The organism is Nonomuraea sp. NPDC003214 (genome assembly GCF_053590035.1).
In genome coordinates, this window is the sequence record NZ_JBSFSX010000035.1 from 1 (window position 1) to 16466 (window position 16466).

Consider the following 16466-nt stretch of genomic DNA (forward strand, 5'->3'; position numbering starts at 1 on the left):
CAGCAGCCTGGGCTACCGTAGCCCCGCCGACTACGAGGCAGTCGCAGCGGCCTGACCACCACAACGATGGTGTCCGTCGGAGCGGAGCAAGCTCAACCAAGGAGAGGAGCACGACCGCACGCCGTGCACACATTCCTGAGCCACGCCACCGTCAGGACCTTCTGCACTCAACACCGACAGCCGACCCTGCAGCCGACCGCCACCCATCGAAGCCGAGCAGCCAGGCAAAACGCGTAGCGGGCGACCCACGCCCACCCTCGCTGGACCTGTCCAGCTGGGGTATCAGCCCAAGAATGATCGCCACGAAATGCGACGAGATGTTCCCACCCCGCAAACGCGAGTACCGGCTACGCAACGCCGCATGCCATCACCTCTTCAACTGATTCACCGAGGACATTTCGCTTGATCGCCTCGTAGAAGCAATCGTTCCTCTCTTCCGTGAGCGCACAGCGCGAGCAGCCCGCGCCAGGTCAGAGGCGAGCGCAGCGGGTCAGCCGGCAATAGCGGGTGCGGCCGTCGAGGCAGCAGTCGGCCTGCCGAGACCAAGGTGAGGGCGTGCCCAGCGGCACCGCTGCGTTCCGCCCTGCGTCACGCAGTAGGGCATAGGGACCCACCTTGCAGGCTCCTCCGTGACCACGGGACTCACAGTGATGAGACCAGCAAGCCCTGGAGCACGGGCCAGTACGGCGTCGCAATCAAGTGTTCTAGTCGACCTCTGTGACAGCACTAGCGCTGGCCGTTACGCCTTCGCCCAAGAGATCCTCGCTCGCCCGCCATGATCTAGACGGCTGTGCTCAACCCACGCCACGCTGATAGACACCTTCGTGAAGCACTAGCCAAACGCCGTTCAAGACACGTCAGCGGAAGCCGTGGCCTGCGCGGCCGAGGCGCGCAACGAGTTCACGCTGACTCCGTTCTGATCTCCTCACCCCGGAACGGATCGCGCATGCTTCCTCGTCTTGTCCTGGCAGCCACCCTCACTGTCATGCTGACTCCCTCCCCCGCCATTGCCCAACCTGCTGGCGGCTGGCACGATGACGCCGGCTGGGCCTCAGTAACCGTCTCCGCCGACCGCAAGCACATCAAGGTCTGCGACCCGAGCGACGACGGCCGCGATGTCCGCGTCGAATACGCCACCACCTACCTGCAGACCTGGACCCTCGTCGACAGCAACGGCGCCGGATGGGGATGCGGAACCGACACCACCTTCTTCAGCCGCATCACCGTCTTCAAACTCTGCGAGGGCCGTAAATACGGCGCGTGCCGCCCCTCCGTGTGGCTGTCACGATCACCACTCACCTGAGCGCGTCGGGAACCATCTTCAGTGCCTCGGCGCGAACCGGTGCCCGGACCTTCGCGAAGGTCGCTTCCACCTGTGGCGATTGGAGCGATCCTCGCTCGATGAGTCTGGCGACCATGGCGGACCACAGGCGATCCGGAGGCTATGGAGAGACGGCGTCGGTAGTCATCCGATGACACGGCTTTCGTCCTCCGAGGAGGTCAGGCGACCGGCGAGTACGGCAGGCGGTCATGGCAGTTCGCGAGGTTGTTCTTGAGGCAAGTCGTACTGCTCGTGCATGTGCTGGTCGTATTCGGCGTGCGGGCTAAGCCCCATCTGGGCGCGGCGCTGGTCCAGATGCTCGGGGTCCTCAATGGGACGCGGCTGCAGGCGCCCGTCACGTTCGTGATACTGCGTGCCGTACAGCTGCGGGCGCCCCTCGGCGACGTAGACCCGGTCGGTCAGATAGGCGACATTCGGGAGCATGGCCTGCCCTGCTGCGGCGGCCTCCCGCAGCAGTTCCAGGCAGCGGCGTTGGAAGACGACGTCGTGGTCGGCGTGCTGCGCGAGTAGCCAGGCAGCCTTGCCGGCGTCGTCGCCGACGAGGTCGCGGCCGGGCCAGCCATGTTCAGCGATGACCTCCTTCAGGAAGCGGGTGTTGTCGTGGTCGACCTGCTGCCATTCTTGCCAGGCCTGTTCGGTCATCGGCTGGCCGAGGGGAGTGGCCGTACGGACGGCTTGATCGCGTTCCATGCGTCGCAGCAGCTCGTCGCGGAGTGCAGTGTTCATGCAGAACTCCTCCGGGTGGGGCGGCCGTCTGACATCGAGCGTGACCTGCTCGACCTCAGCCGTGCGGGATGCCTTGCTCTGTAGGGGTACCCCGGCGAGGTGGGTCAGTTCCTCCATGGTGGGGGAAGTCGTGCTGGGCAGGTCCTCGATCAGTGCGGGCAGCAGCAGGGCTGCCCCGGCCGCGTCCCAGAGGGCGCGGTGCGGGTGGCTGGCGGGGACGAGCTGGTGGACCTGGGCGTTGAGGGCATACTTCTCCAGCAGCCGGACCAGATTCCAGCGTCGGCTCGCAGGGTGAGAGTGACGGTAAAGCTGGGCGGTATCGATCAAGGCCGAGGGCTGGGCTTCGGGCACGAGACGGCGCAGCAGCCGCCAGTCCACGCCGATGTTGTGCCCAACGATGATTCGCGCGTCGAGACGATCAACGATCTCAGCACGGATGTCGTCCAAGGCGGGCGCGGTGGACAGGATGTCGCTGGTGAGTTCGCGGGCGATCCACGGGCGCGGCGCGACCATGCGGCCGGGGTTGACCGTGGTGTCCCAGGCAGCGTTCATGTCCGGGAAGCCGCCGTCCAGCGGGACGATCGCGATCTCCAGGATCTGCTCGCGGTCCCGATCCTGGCCGCCGGTTCCTTCCAGGTCGAGGGCCACAAGCGGCGCGGTGCTCCAAGGCTGACGCGTCACGTCTTCTCCAGCGAGGTCGGGCGGGGGTACGCGGTTGTGGCGAGCAGGTTCCGCAGGCGCTCCTCGGCGTGCTCCACCGCCTCGACGAGGGCTTTGAGATGGACGTCCGGGATGCTCGCGGTGCCGAGCGCCGCGGCGGCGATCATGGCGGCGAGGTCCTCGTGCTGCTGGTCTGTCATGCGGGAGCGCATCTCCGGGTGGGCGAGGACATCGCGGGCGGCGTAGGCATCGGTGGATGCGACGTCGATGGCGGCGGCGGTCAGCTGGGCGCCGCTCGGCTGGCCATGGCTGGCGGTCACGTCGAGAGCGGTCAAGGCGAGGCGGGCCCGGAACGCAGCTGTGGTCGGCTCCTGGACGGCGGCCAGGCTGTACGTCTGCGCGAGCACGTGCTCGACCTCGTCCTGCGAGGTGGCTGTGGTGCCGGGGCGGATGGCGATGTGCAGGAGCGACGCCACGACCGTCTCCCACGGCTCGGCCGGCATCGTGGAGTCGATCAGCGCGGTCGCCTCCACCAGGCGTCCCTGCTCCAGCAGTGCCATGATCTTGAGCTGGCGGCCGTCGAGCAGCCGGTCACCGATACCACGGTGGGATGCCATAGCGTCGGCAGCCTCACTCCAGCGGCCTTGTTGTGCCAACGCGCGGGCCCCGTCGATGAGCAGCGCAACCCACAGCTCCTCGCAGACTGCACGGTGACTGTCGTGGCTGTGGGTCAAGCTCGACAAGTCGACGTCGTAGCCGTCGATCGCGGCGGTACCGCGCCGCTGGGCGGCGGAGTAGAGCTGGTTGAGCAGTGCGTAGGCGGCCTTGCCGTCGCCTTCGCGGATCAGCAACCGAGCGAGGTTGATCAGCGGCATCAGCGACATGACCGCGATCTCCCGGTCGAGACTCCCGGCCTGGGCGAATACCTTGTGCTGTCGCCAGCACAGGTCGGCGGCCAAGCCAGGCAGGGCGGCGTCGGAGGCGATGAGCGCGGAGATGTTGAGGATCCCGCAGGTGCGGGCCACCGATTCCTGGTGACGCGCACCTGGAGGGTCGTGGGTGAGCGCGGTGAGATCGGCGATGCGCTTCGCGAGTGGCTTGCCGGGCGGTTTGGTACGGCAGACCAAGGGGATGCGGGCCGCAATCGCAGGATTCATCACGCTGCTCCCGTTCTACGGCCAGTCGACCACGAGGCGGCTGGCCGGCTTGTCGATGATGAAGCGCGGATCGACGGCCTTGAGCAGGTCCCGGTTGTCGCCGGTGGCCATGCGAAAGCCGGGGGCGGGGGCGTGATTGCCGTAGTCGCGATCCCATTCCTCGATCGCAGCGGCGACCTGCTCGGCCAAGGCTGTAGCGCGAGGGCCGTGGCCGATGACGCCGATCTGCCAGAAGCGCCCGTTCTCGTCTCCGCCTTCGCGGATGGTCAGGTAGGCCAGGGTGTCTGCGTCGAGGGCGGCCATCGAGCCCCACGCGAAGTGCGGGGTGAACCCTGGCCGGGTACCGGGCATCCGGGACAGCCCGTTGGGCAGGACGCAGGCCAGCCACAGATACACCCACTGCCACGGGTCGCCCTGCCGGAACTTCACCCCGGTGTAGGCCGGGCGGGCTGGGGTGTCCAGGATCGTGCGCATCGCCTCGCGGTCCACGGGTTGCTCGCTGAAGGTCTCCAGGTGGACATCGCCTTCGCCGCCGATGGGAACGCGGGTGTAGATGTCATCGCCGATGCCCTTGCGTAGCGGCACGAAGGTCGCCATCTCGCACGAGACGGTCTTCCAGGTGTCGCCTTCGCGCTCGAAGGCGAAGGATCGGGAGATGCTGCCGCGGATGCGCATCGGGATGACCAGACGACCGTCCGGGGCGAGCTGGTCGAGCACCTGGGTGGGGATGTCGCCGGCGCCCACGGTGAACTGGATGCGGTCGAAGGGGGCGTGCTGCGGCAGCCCGGCCGCGCCGTCGCCGAGCAGAGCCGTCACGTTGCCGACCCCGGCCGCCTGCAAGTGGTTGTGCGCGGTGTCGACGAGGTCTTGGTCGACATCGATCGTCCACACGTGTCCCGTGGGGCCGACCAGGTGGCCGAGCAGCGCGGCGTTGTAGCCGGTGGCCGCCCCGGCCTCCAGGACCTTGTGCCCGGGGCGCGCGCCGACCTGCTCCAGTTGGGTGGCCACGATGGACGGCGCGGAGATGCACGAGATCATCTCTCCGCTGGGGTCGTGTTTGATCGCCACTGCGTCGTCGACGTAGGCGGCCTCGATGGGCGCGTCGGGGATGAACGTGTGGCGCTCGACCGCGCGGAAGGCCTCGATGATCGCTGGCGTGCGCAGGTGGCCGGAGTCGGTGTACTTGGCCACCATGGCCTCGCGCAGCTTGCTGGGGTCGACGGCGGTAGTGATGGTGGTCTCCATCCTGGTGAAGGTAGGTGTTACTGGTGAGGAGGGGTTGGTGGACACGGCGGCCGGTTCGTCTTCTCCGAAGGCGACCTGCCAGCCGAGCCAGGCCGCTGCGGCTTGCTCGGCCACGGACGTGCCGGCACGGTTGAACGCGAAGATGGCGTGATGGGCGAGGACAGCGCGCAGCCCTCGCTTCAGGTGCCCGTCCTTCGCGCACCGGGCGAGACGGCGGCCTGCGTCCTCGAAGGCGGCCACCCGCTCGGCCCACCCCGGTTCGGGGTGAGGGCGTTGGGCGGCATCGGCGTTCATGAGGCGCCGCATCGCGGTGATCGCCGCCCCACGGCGTGGTTCGGCGGGCGGGTCGATCACAGGGCGTAGCTCGCCGATCTTTGCCCACACGTCGCCGATCTCGAACGGGTCGAGCCCTGCCGCCCGGACCATCGCCGACAGCAGCAGAATGCATCGCTCCTTGCTGTCAGGGCTGCCGGTCTCGGCCAGCGCGGCGGGGCTGTCGGCGTTGAACACCTCGTGGGCGATGGCCATGCCCTGCGGCCCGCCGAACGCCTCGGTTTCGGGCTCGTAGATGCCGCTCACCCACCCGGCCACCACCTGGTCAGCGATGAGCCGGTCGAGCACGATGTCTGCGGGTTGCTCGGTGCGCAGCCGTAGCCCGCCCTCCTTGCGCAGGAAGTGGAAGCGCCGCCCGACCAGGGCGCCCGACAGCGCGAGCGCCGCCTCAGGGCTCACCCCAAGACCGTCGGGGAAGCTGATCGTGGCCTGCCACCATTCCGGCTCGGCCGGTGGGGCGAGGTTGTCCTCATAGCTGTCCATGGTGTCGAGTTGCTCCTGCTCGCTCCGTGTTCGGGTCGGTGAGACGAGTGAGGGTCAGTGAAGGAGTAGGGCGCAGGTCCAGCCGGTGCGATCGGAGCCCTCCAGCGCCAATTGCGCCCCGGCACGCCCCTCGAGAAACCCGGGCTTGGTCAGTTCGCCGAGTCCGGCGGCCAGGCGCTGGTGCGCCTGCCGGATGCTCGTGGTGAACCGAGCCGGGGAGGTGCTGTCCGCGGCGATGGCGGTGGCGACCGTCACGATCCCGGCCCAGCCGTGACACAGCGACGCATCGCTGACCCGGCCGAGCCGATCCGAGTCGAGCAGCGCCGCCAAGGCGGCATGCTCAGCCTTCTGTCTGCGGGCCGGGTCGCCCAGTGCGAGCGCAGCCAGTTGCAGGGCGCGGGCGATCCCCAGGTCCCCGTAGCACCAAGACGGCCGCAGAGGCGGTACCCGCGACGGCTTGCCTGCGGTGAGCTGGTCGAGGGTGATCCAGTAGGAGCTGCCGAACTCCTCCAACCAGGTCGCGAACACGCCGATGGCGTCGCGCTGGCCGTCGACCTGGAAGCTCCGTCGGGCAGCCAGCGACAGCAGTGTCAGCGGCCCGGCGATGCCGTGGGCGATGCCGTTGTTGCCGTGACCGCCGGCGAGCTGCGCCTCGTGTGTGGGATTGTCCGGCGACCACCACCCCGGCAGCATCCGGCCATCGACCGTGACCGGGTGCGCCAGCGACACCAGATAGGTCAAGACCTCTTCGAGCAGAGGTGAGGAACCCTGCCGGATCAACAGCAGTGACCCCAACCCCGTCAGTCCGCGGATTAGGTCGAACTCCGCCAGTGACGGCAACAGCCCCTCCCGCTGCCGCTGCCGGGCAGCGGCCAGACGGGCGGCCACGACCCGGTCAACACCCGCCTGCACATCGCCGTCGACGCGCCCGGCGCGGCCGAGGACGAACTCCAGCGCGGGAGCTCCGTGATACAAGCTCGCGTTGGAGCCGGTGCTGACGCCGCCGCAGACCGCTCCCTGCAGCAGGGGGCGGGCGGCGGCGAGATCGGCGCGCTCGATGTGCAGCAGTGCCTGGCCCAGCGCGCCCTCGGCCAGGGCTTGCGTCGCCAGGGCGGTCATCGCGTCGACTCCACTGAGACGACGATGCTGTGCGCCCGGCCGCCGAGCCACCCATCGGCATCCGGTGGCGACGCCTCGAACAGCACAGCGATGGGATTGCCGCTCAGGTGCGCGCGCAGCAGGTCCACGTCCATCTCTCGCGTGAGGTCTAGTGGCAGATGCTGGTCATCAAGGGCCAGGAGGATCCGCTCGGGAACCCCAGCCCGAACGCGCCAGGCGTGCAAGTGCTCGGCCCACTCGTCCAGGTGCGCCGTACGGCCGGGCAGGCGTCGGGCGTGGAGCTGCCAGCGGGCGGCAGCCAGGATGGTGCGCCGGTAGTGCACCGCTGGGGTGTACGGCAGCGTCCACGCGGCCCCCCAGTCGAACCACGTCACCTGCGTGGTGGCGGCGCGGCTGATCTCGGCCAGGAACCGGACCAGCGGCGGCGTGTAGTTGTTCCACAGGAAATTGATCGCCGTGGGGGCCAGCAGCTCCAGGCGTTCCCCGGTCGCGGCCACCACTAGATACAGATGACCGTCGCGGAAGCCGACCACCAGGTCGCGGGGGACCAACACATCCTCGCCGCCCCGGTATTCGCCGACGCTGACCAGCTTCGGTAGAACGCGCGGTGCCCTGGTGAGCAGGTCTGCTTCAGCCCTTGTGGGGTGGAACGACAACTGCGCCGGTGTCGCGTCGGGCGCGACGGTAGGCAGGGCAGCGTATCCGGCGTCCAAGCCCGGTAGCAGATGCCAAAAGCGCCCGGACATGGAACCGGCCGCCCGGGAGACGGTCTGGACGCGCAGCCGGAAGTCGCCCGCATCGAGCGCGGCCATCGAGCGGGCCTGGACCTGCGCGCACACCTCGAAGTGCGGTGCGGGAGTGATGGTGCTGAACGGCTCGGCCGCCGCGGCCTCCAACTCCTCGACCATCGCCTCGGACAAGATCACCACTCGTTTGCCCTCGACAGCAGCGGTCCCGGCCATATCCAACAGCAGCCGGTCGCGGCGTGACATCGGCCTGGGCGGCTCCGACAACACGCCGAACCCGTCCGGAAGGCCCAATCCCCGGGCGGGGTCGGTGAGCTGTTCCACGGGGACTTCGGTCCCCTCGCCGAACTGTTCGGCGAATCGCTCGACGTAGCGGCGCCAGGAAGGAGTACCGGCGGGATGGGTCGCGAGCCGGGCCAGCACGGTCGCGGCGGTCTCCACCTCGGTCGCGACCGTTTCGGGCAGCCGGACGTCGGCGTCCAGCCGCAGGTCCACCGCTGTGCGCTGGCAGGCGGCCGGAAGCGCGGGCGGCACCATGTTGGCCGGGTTGGTGACCGTGGCCGGCGCACGCAGCCGGGAGCGCAGCAGCCGCGTGCGTAGCAGTTCAGCGACCAGCTCGGTCCGGCGGGAAGGCTCGACCTGTGGAAACTCGGCGGCAAGCTTTCCCAACAAGGCCGCGTACGGGATCGGAGAGCTGGCCGCTTCCAACACCAGCTCCACCGCTGCCGTCGAGGCCACGGAGAACTCGTCCGCGCCATCGGCGGGGACATGGACGCGGCCGTCGCGCACACGGGCGAGGTTGTTCACACACACCTCGACGTCGTCCACCCCCTTCTCGCCGATCTCCCACGCGGTGATCGCCACGTCCAGTTCTGCGGGGTCGGGCCGGTAGACGGCCTCGTGCGCATCCCCGACGCGTACGAACGGCGTGTCACCGAACTCAATCTGGGCGACACCGGCGAACAGGCCGAACGGGATGGAGCGGTGCGCGTAGCGCAGGGCGTATCTGGCGATGGAGAGGGCAGCGCGACGCGCCCGGCGGGCGGTGCGCACCCGCCCGTCGAGGATCGCCTGGAGCTGTCGGGCCAGATCTGGGCTGGCGTTGGTGACCGCCTGCTGGAAGGGCTCATCCGCCCACACCTGGGCCAGCCATGACCGCCATTGCTCGACCGAGCCTGGCTTCGGCCAGCCCGGAAGGGCCGGAGGAGCGATATGCACGGTGGCGCGCAGCAGCCCGGCACCAGTGCACCGATACCGTCTGATCCGCATCCGCGTCATCCTGGTCACTCCATTTCCTGGTCGCCATCCGAGCTGGGCTGGGAAGCCCCGGTCCGGTCGAGAGACCTGGGCCAGCGGGGTTACGACGTGGTGCAGGCGCTCGGGCAGGAGCTGCCGCACGTGTCACCGGTGCCGCACCTCAACGAGGTGTTGGCCGCCGGAGTGTTCTCCGTGAGCCTGATGTCGAGGTCGAACGGGTCGAACGGTGCGTGCGTGTCAGCGACTTCGGCCGCTCCTTCAGTGCTCTGTTCGATGGTTGAAGTGCTCATTGGCTTCTGCTCCTGTCCTGTGTTGGTGTTCCTGAGGAAGGGCGGCGGCGGGCTCCAGCGGTAACCCTGAAAGGGGTTCGGCCGCGGCCTCGCTGCTCCTCCTGATGGTCTGGCGCTGCTGTCCGCGCCCTGAGCGGTACCTCTGCGGGCCTCCTCACCCGAGCTGGCCTTGCCTGGCCTCGCGATGTAAGAGATGTCGGGGTTTGTGTAATGCGCTCGTGTCCCTTCACTCCGCGGTGGCTGGTGAGTTGCTGGCTGACCTGACCGAAGCTCAGCACGGGCCTCGGTCACGAACTCCTTCTACGTCTCAGGGCCTTGAGGGCGCCTTCGGTCACGGGCTTGTCGGCAACAGCCTTCTCAGAGGCGGTCTCGGCCGTCGTCGCTCTCTCGTGTCGAAGCTGGACCGACGGAGCTCTGGCCGGTCTGCGTGGGCATGCGGGACGGCCAGAGCCCCCGCCCCAGACCCTGGAAGAGTCGCTGGGAACCCCAACCCGGATACGGTGCTGACCTGTCGAGTCGAGTCGCACCGATGCCTCAGCCCAGGTTGCCTTCTCGTGAAGTCCTTGGTCGGCGGGTCACCGACTTGGAGAGCCGGGACCCTCTCCCCAGCGGGGCAAGCACAGCCGAGAGACGCACTGTCTTGAGTAGCCCACATGCACCCGACGGGTCCCCCGCCAGACTCGGCCCGGGGATCTCATGCGACCCCGTCCAGAGCCTTGGCCACTGCCTCCTCCACAACACCCGCGGCCCAGATCCACGGACCGAACCCCAGACCGAACGGTGCCGGCTTCAATCCGTCGAACCGGCCATCGACGGCCGCCTTCTGGAACTCGGTGTACGCCCGCTTCGTGGTGCACACCAGGTGAGGGCTTTGACCTGCTGCCGGGTCGTGGATCTCGATGAGCAGGTTCTCACCGTCCAGCCTGGGGCGGAGCGTGTCGGTCCGGATGTGGTGCAGGAGATCAAGCCAGTACCTGGGGCCCATCGTCGCAATGTCGTCAGGGTCGATCAGATCGCACATTTGGACCGTGGTCGACCGGGCTACTCGGCGAACGGCGAGGCGGTTGGGGTTCGTGGCTTCTCTGTCATGCTTTGTCATTGCGGATCTCCGGAGCGGTTGCTTGCCGACGCCAATGACGGTAGCCAGCGGTGCGAATCTCTTACACCTCGGAGTAAGTCTGCAATCACCCTGGTCTCTGGGTGGCTCTCACCTGCCTATTTCCGGTAGCCACAAGCCATTGCCCATGCGGATGGGTAATCTGATGGCGCTTCCGGGAGGAGGGGAGTCAGATGCCGAGGCAGGGACAGGATTCGAGTCCACAGGCCCGAGGGCGCAGACTGGCACGAATCGGAAATGAGTTGTGGCTGGAGACGGGATCGGTCAAAAAGGCGGCAACGGAACTAATGCGGCGCTATCCGCTCATTTGCAGCCTTCAGGCACACCGGTATGCCTGCGGCCTTTCCCAGGATCAGGCCGCTGTCCGGTACAACCAGATGACCGGCCACCAGACCAGCCTGGGCGGTACATCCATCAACGCATGGGAGACCTGGGCCCGAGAACGCAGCAGGTCCGGATCGGCTCCCAGCTTCACCAGCCTGCTGATCCTCGCCACCGCCTACGGAGGCGGCCCCACCGGGGTGGCCGAGGAGGACATCTCCCCCGGCGATCTGGTCGCCGAAGCGTACGAGCGGTTGGCCGTGGAAGACCAACTCGCCCTGAAAAGGTACGCCACCCAATCCACTCCCCCACCACCCACCACAGCGCCGGCAACAGCAGGGCCAGACAGCACAACCACCAGAACAACACCGGCCGAATCCAACGCCGTGGGCCAGGACTTCATCATCGCGGCCCCTACCGTCGAATTCGGCACTCCCGACAGGCTTGTCTACTCCCTGCCCAACCCCGCCCCTGGCCAGCTCCTCAACCTCACCTGGGCGTCCTTCGGCTACGGCATCGAGCGCCTCATCCACCAGATAAAAAATCTCGGGCGCCGTACCGATGTAGACGCCTGTTTCGGGATCAACGAGGCCGGCCTGGTCATGGCCACCTTCCTCGCCTCCGCCCAATTCGGACGCTGCCCCATCGGCTACCTCAAATGCAACAAGAGCCGCGAATTCATCAGCCTCGACACAGCCTCCATCTTCCCGGAGTTGCCAGACGCTCCGGAGATCGTGTTGTGCGACTTTGAGGTCAAGCACGCCGATGTGGTCGGATTCATCTCACGCGAGATCCGTGACCGCTATCCGGGCGCGCAGATCTATTTCGCGGTGTTCGGAGCCATGACCAAGGGGAAGCTCGAAGTCAGCGATTTCGACGATCTGACCGGCGCGGGCATCATGCGAGCGGCAAACTTCAAGGCGGTGTTCATTGCCGCGACGATGAGCCCGCCCGGAATCGAACCGCCGCTGGAGCTGCGCTAACAGTACGGAGGTCCCGTCGTGACAACCTCTCCCGTCCTCCCCGGCCTTGCCCAGAGCCTCGCCGAGCTGGTCGCTCAGGTGATCGGGGAGATCCGGCCACGTCTGATCCAGGCCGCGCTCTCGGGTGAACGATCAGAGGCTGCCAACCTGCGCCACTCCGACAACTTCCTGTCCGCCCACGACCTGTGGATGCATGAGCGCTACCGGGAACTTCTGACCCCGATCCTTGCCTCGTACGTCTACGCCTCCGAAGAGGCCGACCCGCAAGTCATCGGAGCCGACCCAGAGCCGGACCTGTGCGTCCTGGTCGATCCGCTCGACACCAGCGAGCTGGCCGTCCGCGCCCTGTACGGCTACACACACGTGATGGTGTACTCCCGCAGCCTCGCCCGCCCCATCGCCGCCGTGGTGGGCGACATCTTCCACCACCTCCAGATCTACCTTGCGACCCGCGACGAGGACGGCAACGACCAGGCGTTCATCTACACGCAAGACGGCAAAGCACACGAGCTGAAGGTGCGCCGCTTCGCAGAACTACGCGAGGCGCTGATCACGAACTACCTGATGAAGCCTGCTGAACGACTCCAGCCGCTCGGACGCCAGACCCGCCTGCTCGACGCCCTCAACCAACCGGCCGCAGACGGCGTCGTTCGCGGCCGCATCGGAGTCGACTTCGGGTCCGTCAGCCTGTGCCACGTCGCGGCGGGCTTCACCGACGCGACGATCGAGTTCGCGAAGGGCTTCGCAGTCTGGGACCTGGCACCAGGACACTACATCCTCAACGCCGCGGGCGGCGTAGTCCTCGACCTCCAAGGCAACCGGCTACCCCTGGACTACCAGTTCGGCAGCATGGCCGACATCAACAAGGCGATGGGCAGGCGACAGAAGTTCGTGGCCGCTTCCAGTCTCACCCTCGCACGCGACATCGTCACCTCCATCGACGCCACCTAGAACGGCGGAGGCCCTTCTGCGAAAGCTCACCTACGCTTCGGTGGGGACTGTCTAGATAACGGCTCTGGCCCGTAATCGGTGGTGGCGTTGGGTGATCTTCACCGTAACAGGATGCGGTGGCGCAGCAGGTCGAACCCAGCGCGGCCATGCATCTGTCGCATGATCCTCTTCGTGCGGGTGTTGACGCCTTCGGTGCGGCCGTTGTGGTGCGGGAGGGTGAGGGCGGCGTTCACGGCCGCGCGGTCGAGTTCGAGGCTGCCGTTGGCGAAGCCGTGCAGGTGGGGCAGGTCCGCGGCGCGGAGGGTAGTGATCCAGGCAGTGAGCTTGGCGTCGTTGTCTTCGGCCGGGGTGAGGAGGTCGGCGAAGCTGCGGACGTGGCAGGCTAGTGCGGTCAGTTCGGGGCAGGCAGCCGTGAGCTCCCGCACCAGTTGAGTGTCGCTTTCCCGTAGCCGATCAGCGCGGGTGAGCAGGAGACGGGCCAGGCGGCGCGGGGTGATGACCGGCCGCTCTCCTGCGGCTCGGCCTTGGGTGATGTAGCGGTAGAGCAGATTGAGGCTTCCGGTGTAGCCGAGGTCTTTGATCTCGCGGAACAACTGCTGGACCGCAACGGCGGGATCGGTGGCGCGCCGTTCGCGCAGGTGATCGCGGTAAGGATCGACGAGGGTGGGCCGGTAGCGCGGGGCGCGGCGCAATGCCTCGGGTTCGCGGGTGCGGGCGTAGCGTTTGACGGTGTTGAGGGACAGGTTCAGCCGCCGGGCGCATTCCAGCAGTCCGACGCCCTTATCGAGCAGGTCGTGGATCTGCCGCCGGCGCTCGCGGGTGCTCTGTTCGTGCACCCCGGCGGGCCGGGGTGGGTTGACCGTGGCCCAGCAGGCGCTGTGAGAGCGAACCTCAGCCAGGGTCTTGTCGCAGAAATTCGCCCACAGGTGCCACCTGTCCCCGGCCTGCACCGCATCCGGCAGAGCCCGTCGAATCGCCTCGCCGTAGGCACCCGACCCGTCACGGCAAATGATCTCGACCCCGGGGTGGGCGCGCAGCCAGGCCTCCAGGGCGTCGGCGCCGCGGCCGGGCAGGACGTCGATCCGCTCGCCGGTCTCGGCGTCGGTGAGGATGGTGGCATACCGGTGGCGGCGCTTGAGGGCAAAGTCATCGACACCCAGCACGCGCGGGATCCGCAGCGGTGGCAGCGGCAGCCGCATCAGCAGGCGCAATGCCGTGGACCTGGAGACCGTGACGGCCAGGACCGCCGAGAGCCGAGCCCCTGCCCGGCCGGCCAACTCGGTGACCACCGCGCCCAGTTGGCCGGTGAGCCTGCGTGTTCGACGCTGGTAGCGCTCGAGCAGCCCGGGCACCTGCTCACGGAACGTCTGCCGGGGACATCCCCATACCGGGCAGAGCAGGCGCCGTACTTGGACCGACACCACCACCGGCCGCCCGTCGACCGGGACATCGGCGACCGTCCGATGGTAGTAGCCGTGCACTCGAGCGGTCGGCGTCCCGCACACCGGGCATGGCACTGGCTCGTCGCGAGTACGGGTCATAACCCGAATGAGATCGTTCTCGTCCTTCACGCCCTCGATGAGCAGGGCAGACAGCCCCGAAAACACCACACCCGTGAGATCGTCGATCTTCAGCACGACCCAGCCTGGCAGCTGTTCACTCAACGCCACCACCGATTACGGGCCAGAGCCGTTGTTCTTACACTCCCCTTCGGTGAGCTCGCGGCTACCGAAGTCCGTCATCTTGCGCCAGCGTCGCCCGATCTGAGGCACCGGCACCGCCACCAACGGGCCATCGTCCATCGGGAGCCAAACTGAGTTGAAGACTGGCTCCCGGACTGCCTTGTCGGCAAGGCCATGGCAACGCGGCGGACCTTCTACTCCAAGCGCAGCTTCCTGCCCGACGCTGTCGGAGCCCGGCCTGAACTGGCCGCGGATTAGTGACACAAGGGCGAGAAGCAGAACAAGAGCACCCGTGGACCTCCATGAGCCTGGACTGGTTTACTCGGGCTTGTCACAGGAGCCAGGTGGAAGCGCAGATTTCCCACTCGCGACGAGCTCGAGCAACATCTTGCCTGCGTCTTCAGCCTCATCGAGGGTCATCAGTACTTCAGTCCCGCCGTCAGGGCCGGTAAGGGCCACGATGGGAGCCGAGTCTATTGAATCCTGGCGTAAGGCAGCCAGCAGGGGAGATGCGTAGCATTCGTTGTTCACCCAGTACGGGTAATGGCTGAGCTCGACGCCATAAATCTCGGATCCGTGCTGTGTGTCGAACGGGGCACTGTGCTCATCACAGCACCATGGAGGGCAGGGGGTGCGCCGGGTACTGAGGATGGTGTTGATCGCCTCGCGTAAAGCCTGGATCAACGGAGTCAGCCACTCTCCGTTTCCTGAGCTCAGAGATCTCGGCAGCGCCGAGAAGGCCGGCAGGCCAAGTACCACCGACATGCCTGACTGCGTGCGGTCCCGCCCGGCACGCTCGAGAACATCAACCAGCAAGTCAGCGGCTTCGAGTGTGAGCCGCGTGGGTTCACGACCTGAATGGACGCTGATGTAGATGGTTGTTTCGAGGCAGAGATCGCGTCCTGCACGTTCATGCTGAACGACAGCGATTTGGATGGAAGAGACACCAGCGATGAGGCTGGCGATGAGCCTGGTATGAGAGACGCCTTCCACAGGAGAGTCCGCGTGGCTCAGGCACCACGGCGGACATGAACTATCGCCTAACGGGACAGCACAGCATTCCGCTTCGTTCCGATCTCTGGCTTGCGAGGTTGCCGGCACTACAGCGATCGTCATCGCCACCCTCCTCCTCAATTACGTCGAGTGAATTTAATAGCACACTGAGTTGATCCTTAGGGGGATTCTCCACACACTCCGCAAGCAATCTCGAGCATGGACCTTCGACATGAAGATGGCACGGTGGCGGCCATGAGAGCGGTTCTGATCCAAAGGCATCCTCGCCCACGCGGCTCAGGCCGCCTTCCTGCCCAAAAGCTGATCACGACTCCTGCCGTGCTGTACGCAACCCTCCGCCGCTTCCCCCTCGTCGGCCGAGGCCGACCTGCCTACCCCTCGCTCTCGGAACGCGTCCAGGAGATCGCCGAAGCCGCGACCCGCCCCGGCGTCGACGTGCTGCACGAGGGGCGTACGCGCTGAACAAGGCCGCGGACACGACGGCGATCGCGCAGTTCCTCTCGGACAAGCCGAGGTCCGGCGACATGGTCTTCCGCGCCCGGCTCGGGCTGACCGTCGCCACCCTCGCCGCCGACGTCGACGCCGACATCTCAGCCGTCGTGCACGACCAGGTGGCCGCGGAGGTGATCGAGTCCGGCGATGGATACGCCGCCCGGGACCTCCTCACTGACCACCCCGTGGAGGGCCTGTCCGGCAGACACCACCAGATGCTGACCCGCGTGGTGGAGTCCTCCGGCCTAGGCGCCAAGCACCTCCCTGCGCCGCTGCTCGATTCGCTCACCTGCTCGGTGAAATCGGCGAGTGAGGCGCTGGTCGCGACCGTGTGACTACCCGATGCCCGAGAGCTCACCCTACGCCCTGGCCGCCTCCGGGCGGAGCTGATGCGGGGCGCAGGCACCGACGGCATCCGCCGTCGGTGCCTGCCTGCCAGAAGGGTGGCCGTGTAAGTGCTGCCGCAGAGCTTCGAAGCCCTATGGGGGGTTGACGGGTTGATCGTGGGCGCGCCGTGCGCATGGTTGCCCATGAGGATGGCGCTCTGA

General features: G+C 67.2%; 14 protein-coding genes. 5 read left to right on the forward strand and 9 right to left on the reverse strand.

Features of this window, described 5'->3' with window-relative positions:
- Window positions 1-985 precede the first annotated feature (985 nt).
- Window positions 986-1303 (forward strand): hypothetical protein, encoded by a 318-nt coding sequence (locus tag ACWDXC_RS44845; RefSeq protein WP_449993137.1) that lies wholly within the window; start codon window positions 986-988, stop codon window positions 1301-1303.
- A gap of 225 nt (window positions 1304-1528) precedes the next feature.
- Here ACWDXC_RS44845 and ACWDXC_RS44850 read toward each other — a convergent pair whose 3' ends face one another.
- The 7 genes from ACWDXC_RS44850 to ACWDXC_RS44880 all read right to left on the reverse strand — a co-directional run bounded on the left by ACWDXC_RS44850 (window position 1529) and on the right by ACWDXC_RS44880 (window position 10457).
- Window positions 1529-2749, reverse strand: a complete 1221-nt coding sequence (locus ACWDXC_RS44850; protein ID WP_449993139.1) for a DUF6624 domain-containing protein — start codon at window positions 2747-2749, stop codon at window positions 1529-1531.
- Window positions 2746-3885, reverse strand: a complete 1140-nt coding sequence (locus ACWDXC_RS44855) for a hypothetical protein (RefSeq protein ID WP_449993141.1) — start codon at window positions 3883-3885, stop codon at window positions 2746-2748. Before ACWDXC_RS44855 ends, ACWDXC_RS44850 begins: the two co-directional genes overlap by 4 nt.
- Before the next feature lie 15 nt (window positions 3886-3900).
- On the reverse strand, window positions 3901-5946 hold the full coding sequence (gene fxlM / locus ACWDXC_RS44860; protein WP_449993143.1) for a methyltransferase, FxLD system: 2046 nt from the start codon (window positions 5944-5946) through the stop codon (window positions 3901-3903).
- 54 nt (window positions 5947-6000) lie between these two features.
- Window positions 6001-7065 (reverse strand): lanthionine synthetase C family protein, encoded by a 1065-nt coding sequence (locus ACWDXC_RS44865; RefSeq protein ID WP_449993144.1) that lies wholly within the window; start codon window positions 7063-7065, stop codon window positions 6001-6003.
- Complete coding sequence (locus tag ACWDXC_RS44870; RefSeq protein WP_449993146.1) at window positions 7062-9080, reverse strand: lantibiotic dehydratase family protein; 2019 nt, start codon at window positions 9078-9080, stop codon at window positions 7062-7064. Before ACWDXC_RS44870 ends, ACWDXC_RS44865 begins: the two co-directional genes overlap by 4 nt.
- An 89-nt stretch (window positions 9081-9169) precedes the next feature.
- On the reverse strand, window positions 9170-9358 hold the full coding sequence (locus ACWDXC_RS44875; RefSeq protein ID WP_449993147.1) for an FxLD family lanthipeptide: 189 nt from the start codon (window positions 9356-9358) through the stop codon (window positions 9170-9172).
- Window positions 9359-10052: 694 nt separating this feature from the next.
- Window positions 10053-10457, reverse strand: a complete 405-nt coding sequence (locus ACWDXC_RS44880; RefSeq protein ID WP_449993149.1) for a hypothetical protein — start codon at window positions 10455-10457, stop codon at window positions 10053-10055.
- A gap of 260 nt (window positions 10458-10717) precedes the next feature.
- Between ACWDXC_RS44880 and ACWDXC_RS44885 the strand changes: the two genes are divergently transcribed.
- Together ACWDXC_RS44885 and ACWDXC_RS44890 are read left to right on the forward strand one after the other, a co-directional pair.
- Entirely contained in the window at window positions 10718-11779 is a 1062-nt protein-coding gene (locus ACWDXC_RS44885) for a hypothetical protein (protein WP_449993151.1), read from the forward strand.
- Window positions 11780-11797: 18 nt separating this feature from the next.
- Window positions 11798-12730, forward strand: coding sequence for an inositol monophosphatase family protein (locus ACWDXC_RS44890; protein WP_449993152.1), 933 nt, complete (start codon window positions 11798-11800; stop codon window positions 12728-12730).
- Window positions 12731-12828: 98 nt separating this feature from the next.
- On the opposite strand, the gene ACWDXC_RS44895 is transcribed toward ACWDXC_RS44890, so the two are convergent.
- Window positions 12829-14367, reverse strand: a complete 1539-nt coding sequence (locus ACWDXC_RS44895; protein ID WP_449993154.1) for an ISL3 family transposase — start codon at window positions 14365-14367, stop codon at window positions 12829-12831.
- 363 nt (window positions 14368-14730) lie between these two features.
- Window positions 14731-15528, reverse strand: coding sequence for a hypothetical protein (locus ACWDXC_RS44900; protein WP_449993156.1), 798 nt, complete (start codon window positions 15526-15528; stop codon window positions 14731-14733).
- Window positions 15529-15744: 216 nt separating this feature from the next.
- On the opposite strand from ACWDXC_RS44900, the gene ACWDXC_RS44905 reads away from it, so the two are divergent.
- Both ACWDXC_RS44905 and ACWDXC_RS44910 read left to right on the forward strand, forming a co-directional pair.
- Complete coding sequence (locus tag ACWDXC_RS44905) at window positions 15745-15888, forward strand: hypothetical protein (RefSeq protein WP_449993158.1); 144 nt, start codon at window positions 15745-15747, stop codon at window positions 15886-15888.
- 62 nt (window positions 15889-15950) lie between these two features.
- The gene (locus ACWDXC_RS44910) at window positions 15951-16253 is read left to right on the forward strand and encodes a hypothetical protein (RefSeq protein ID WP_449993160.1); all 303 of its coding nucleotides are present in this window, start codon (window positions 15951-15953) and stop codon (window positions 16251-16253) included.
- Window positions 16254-16466: the final 213 nt, after the last annotated feature.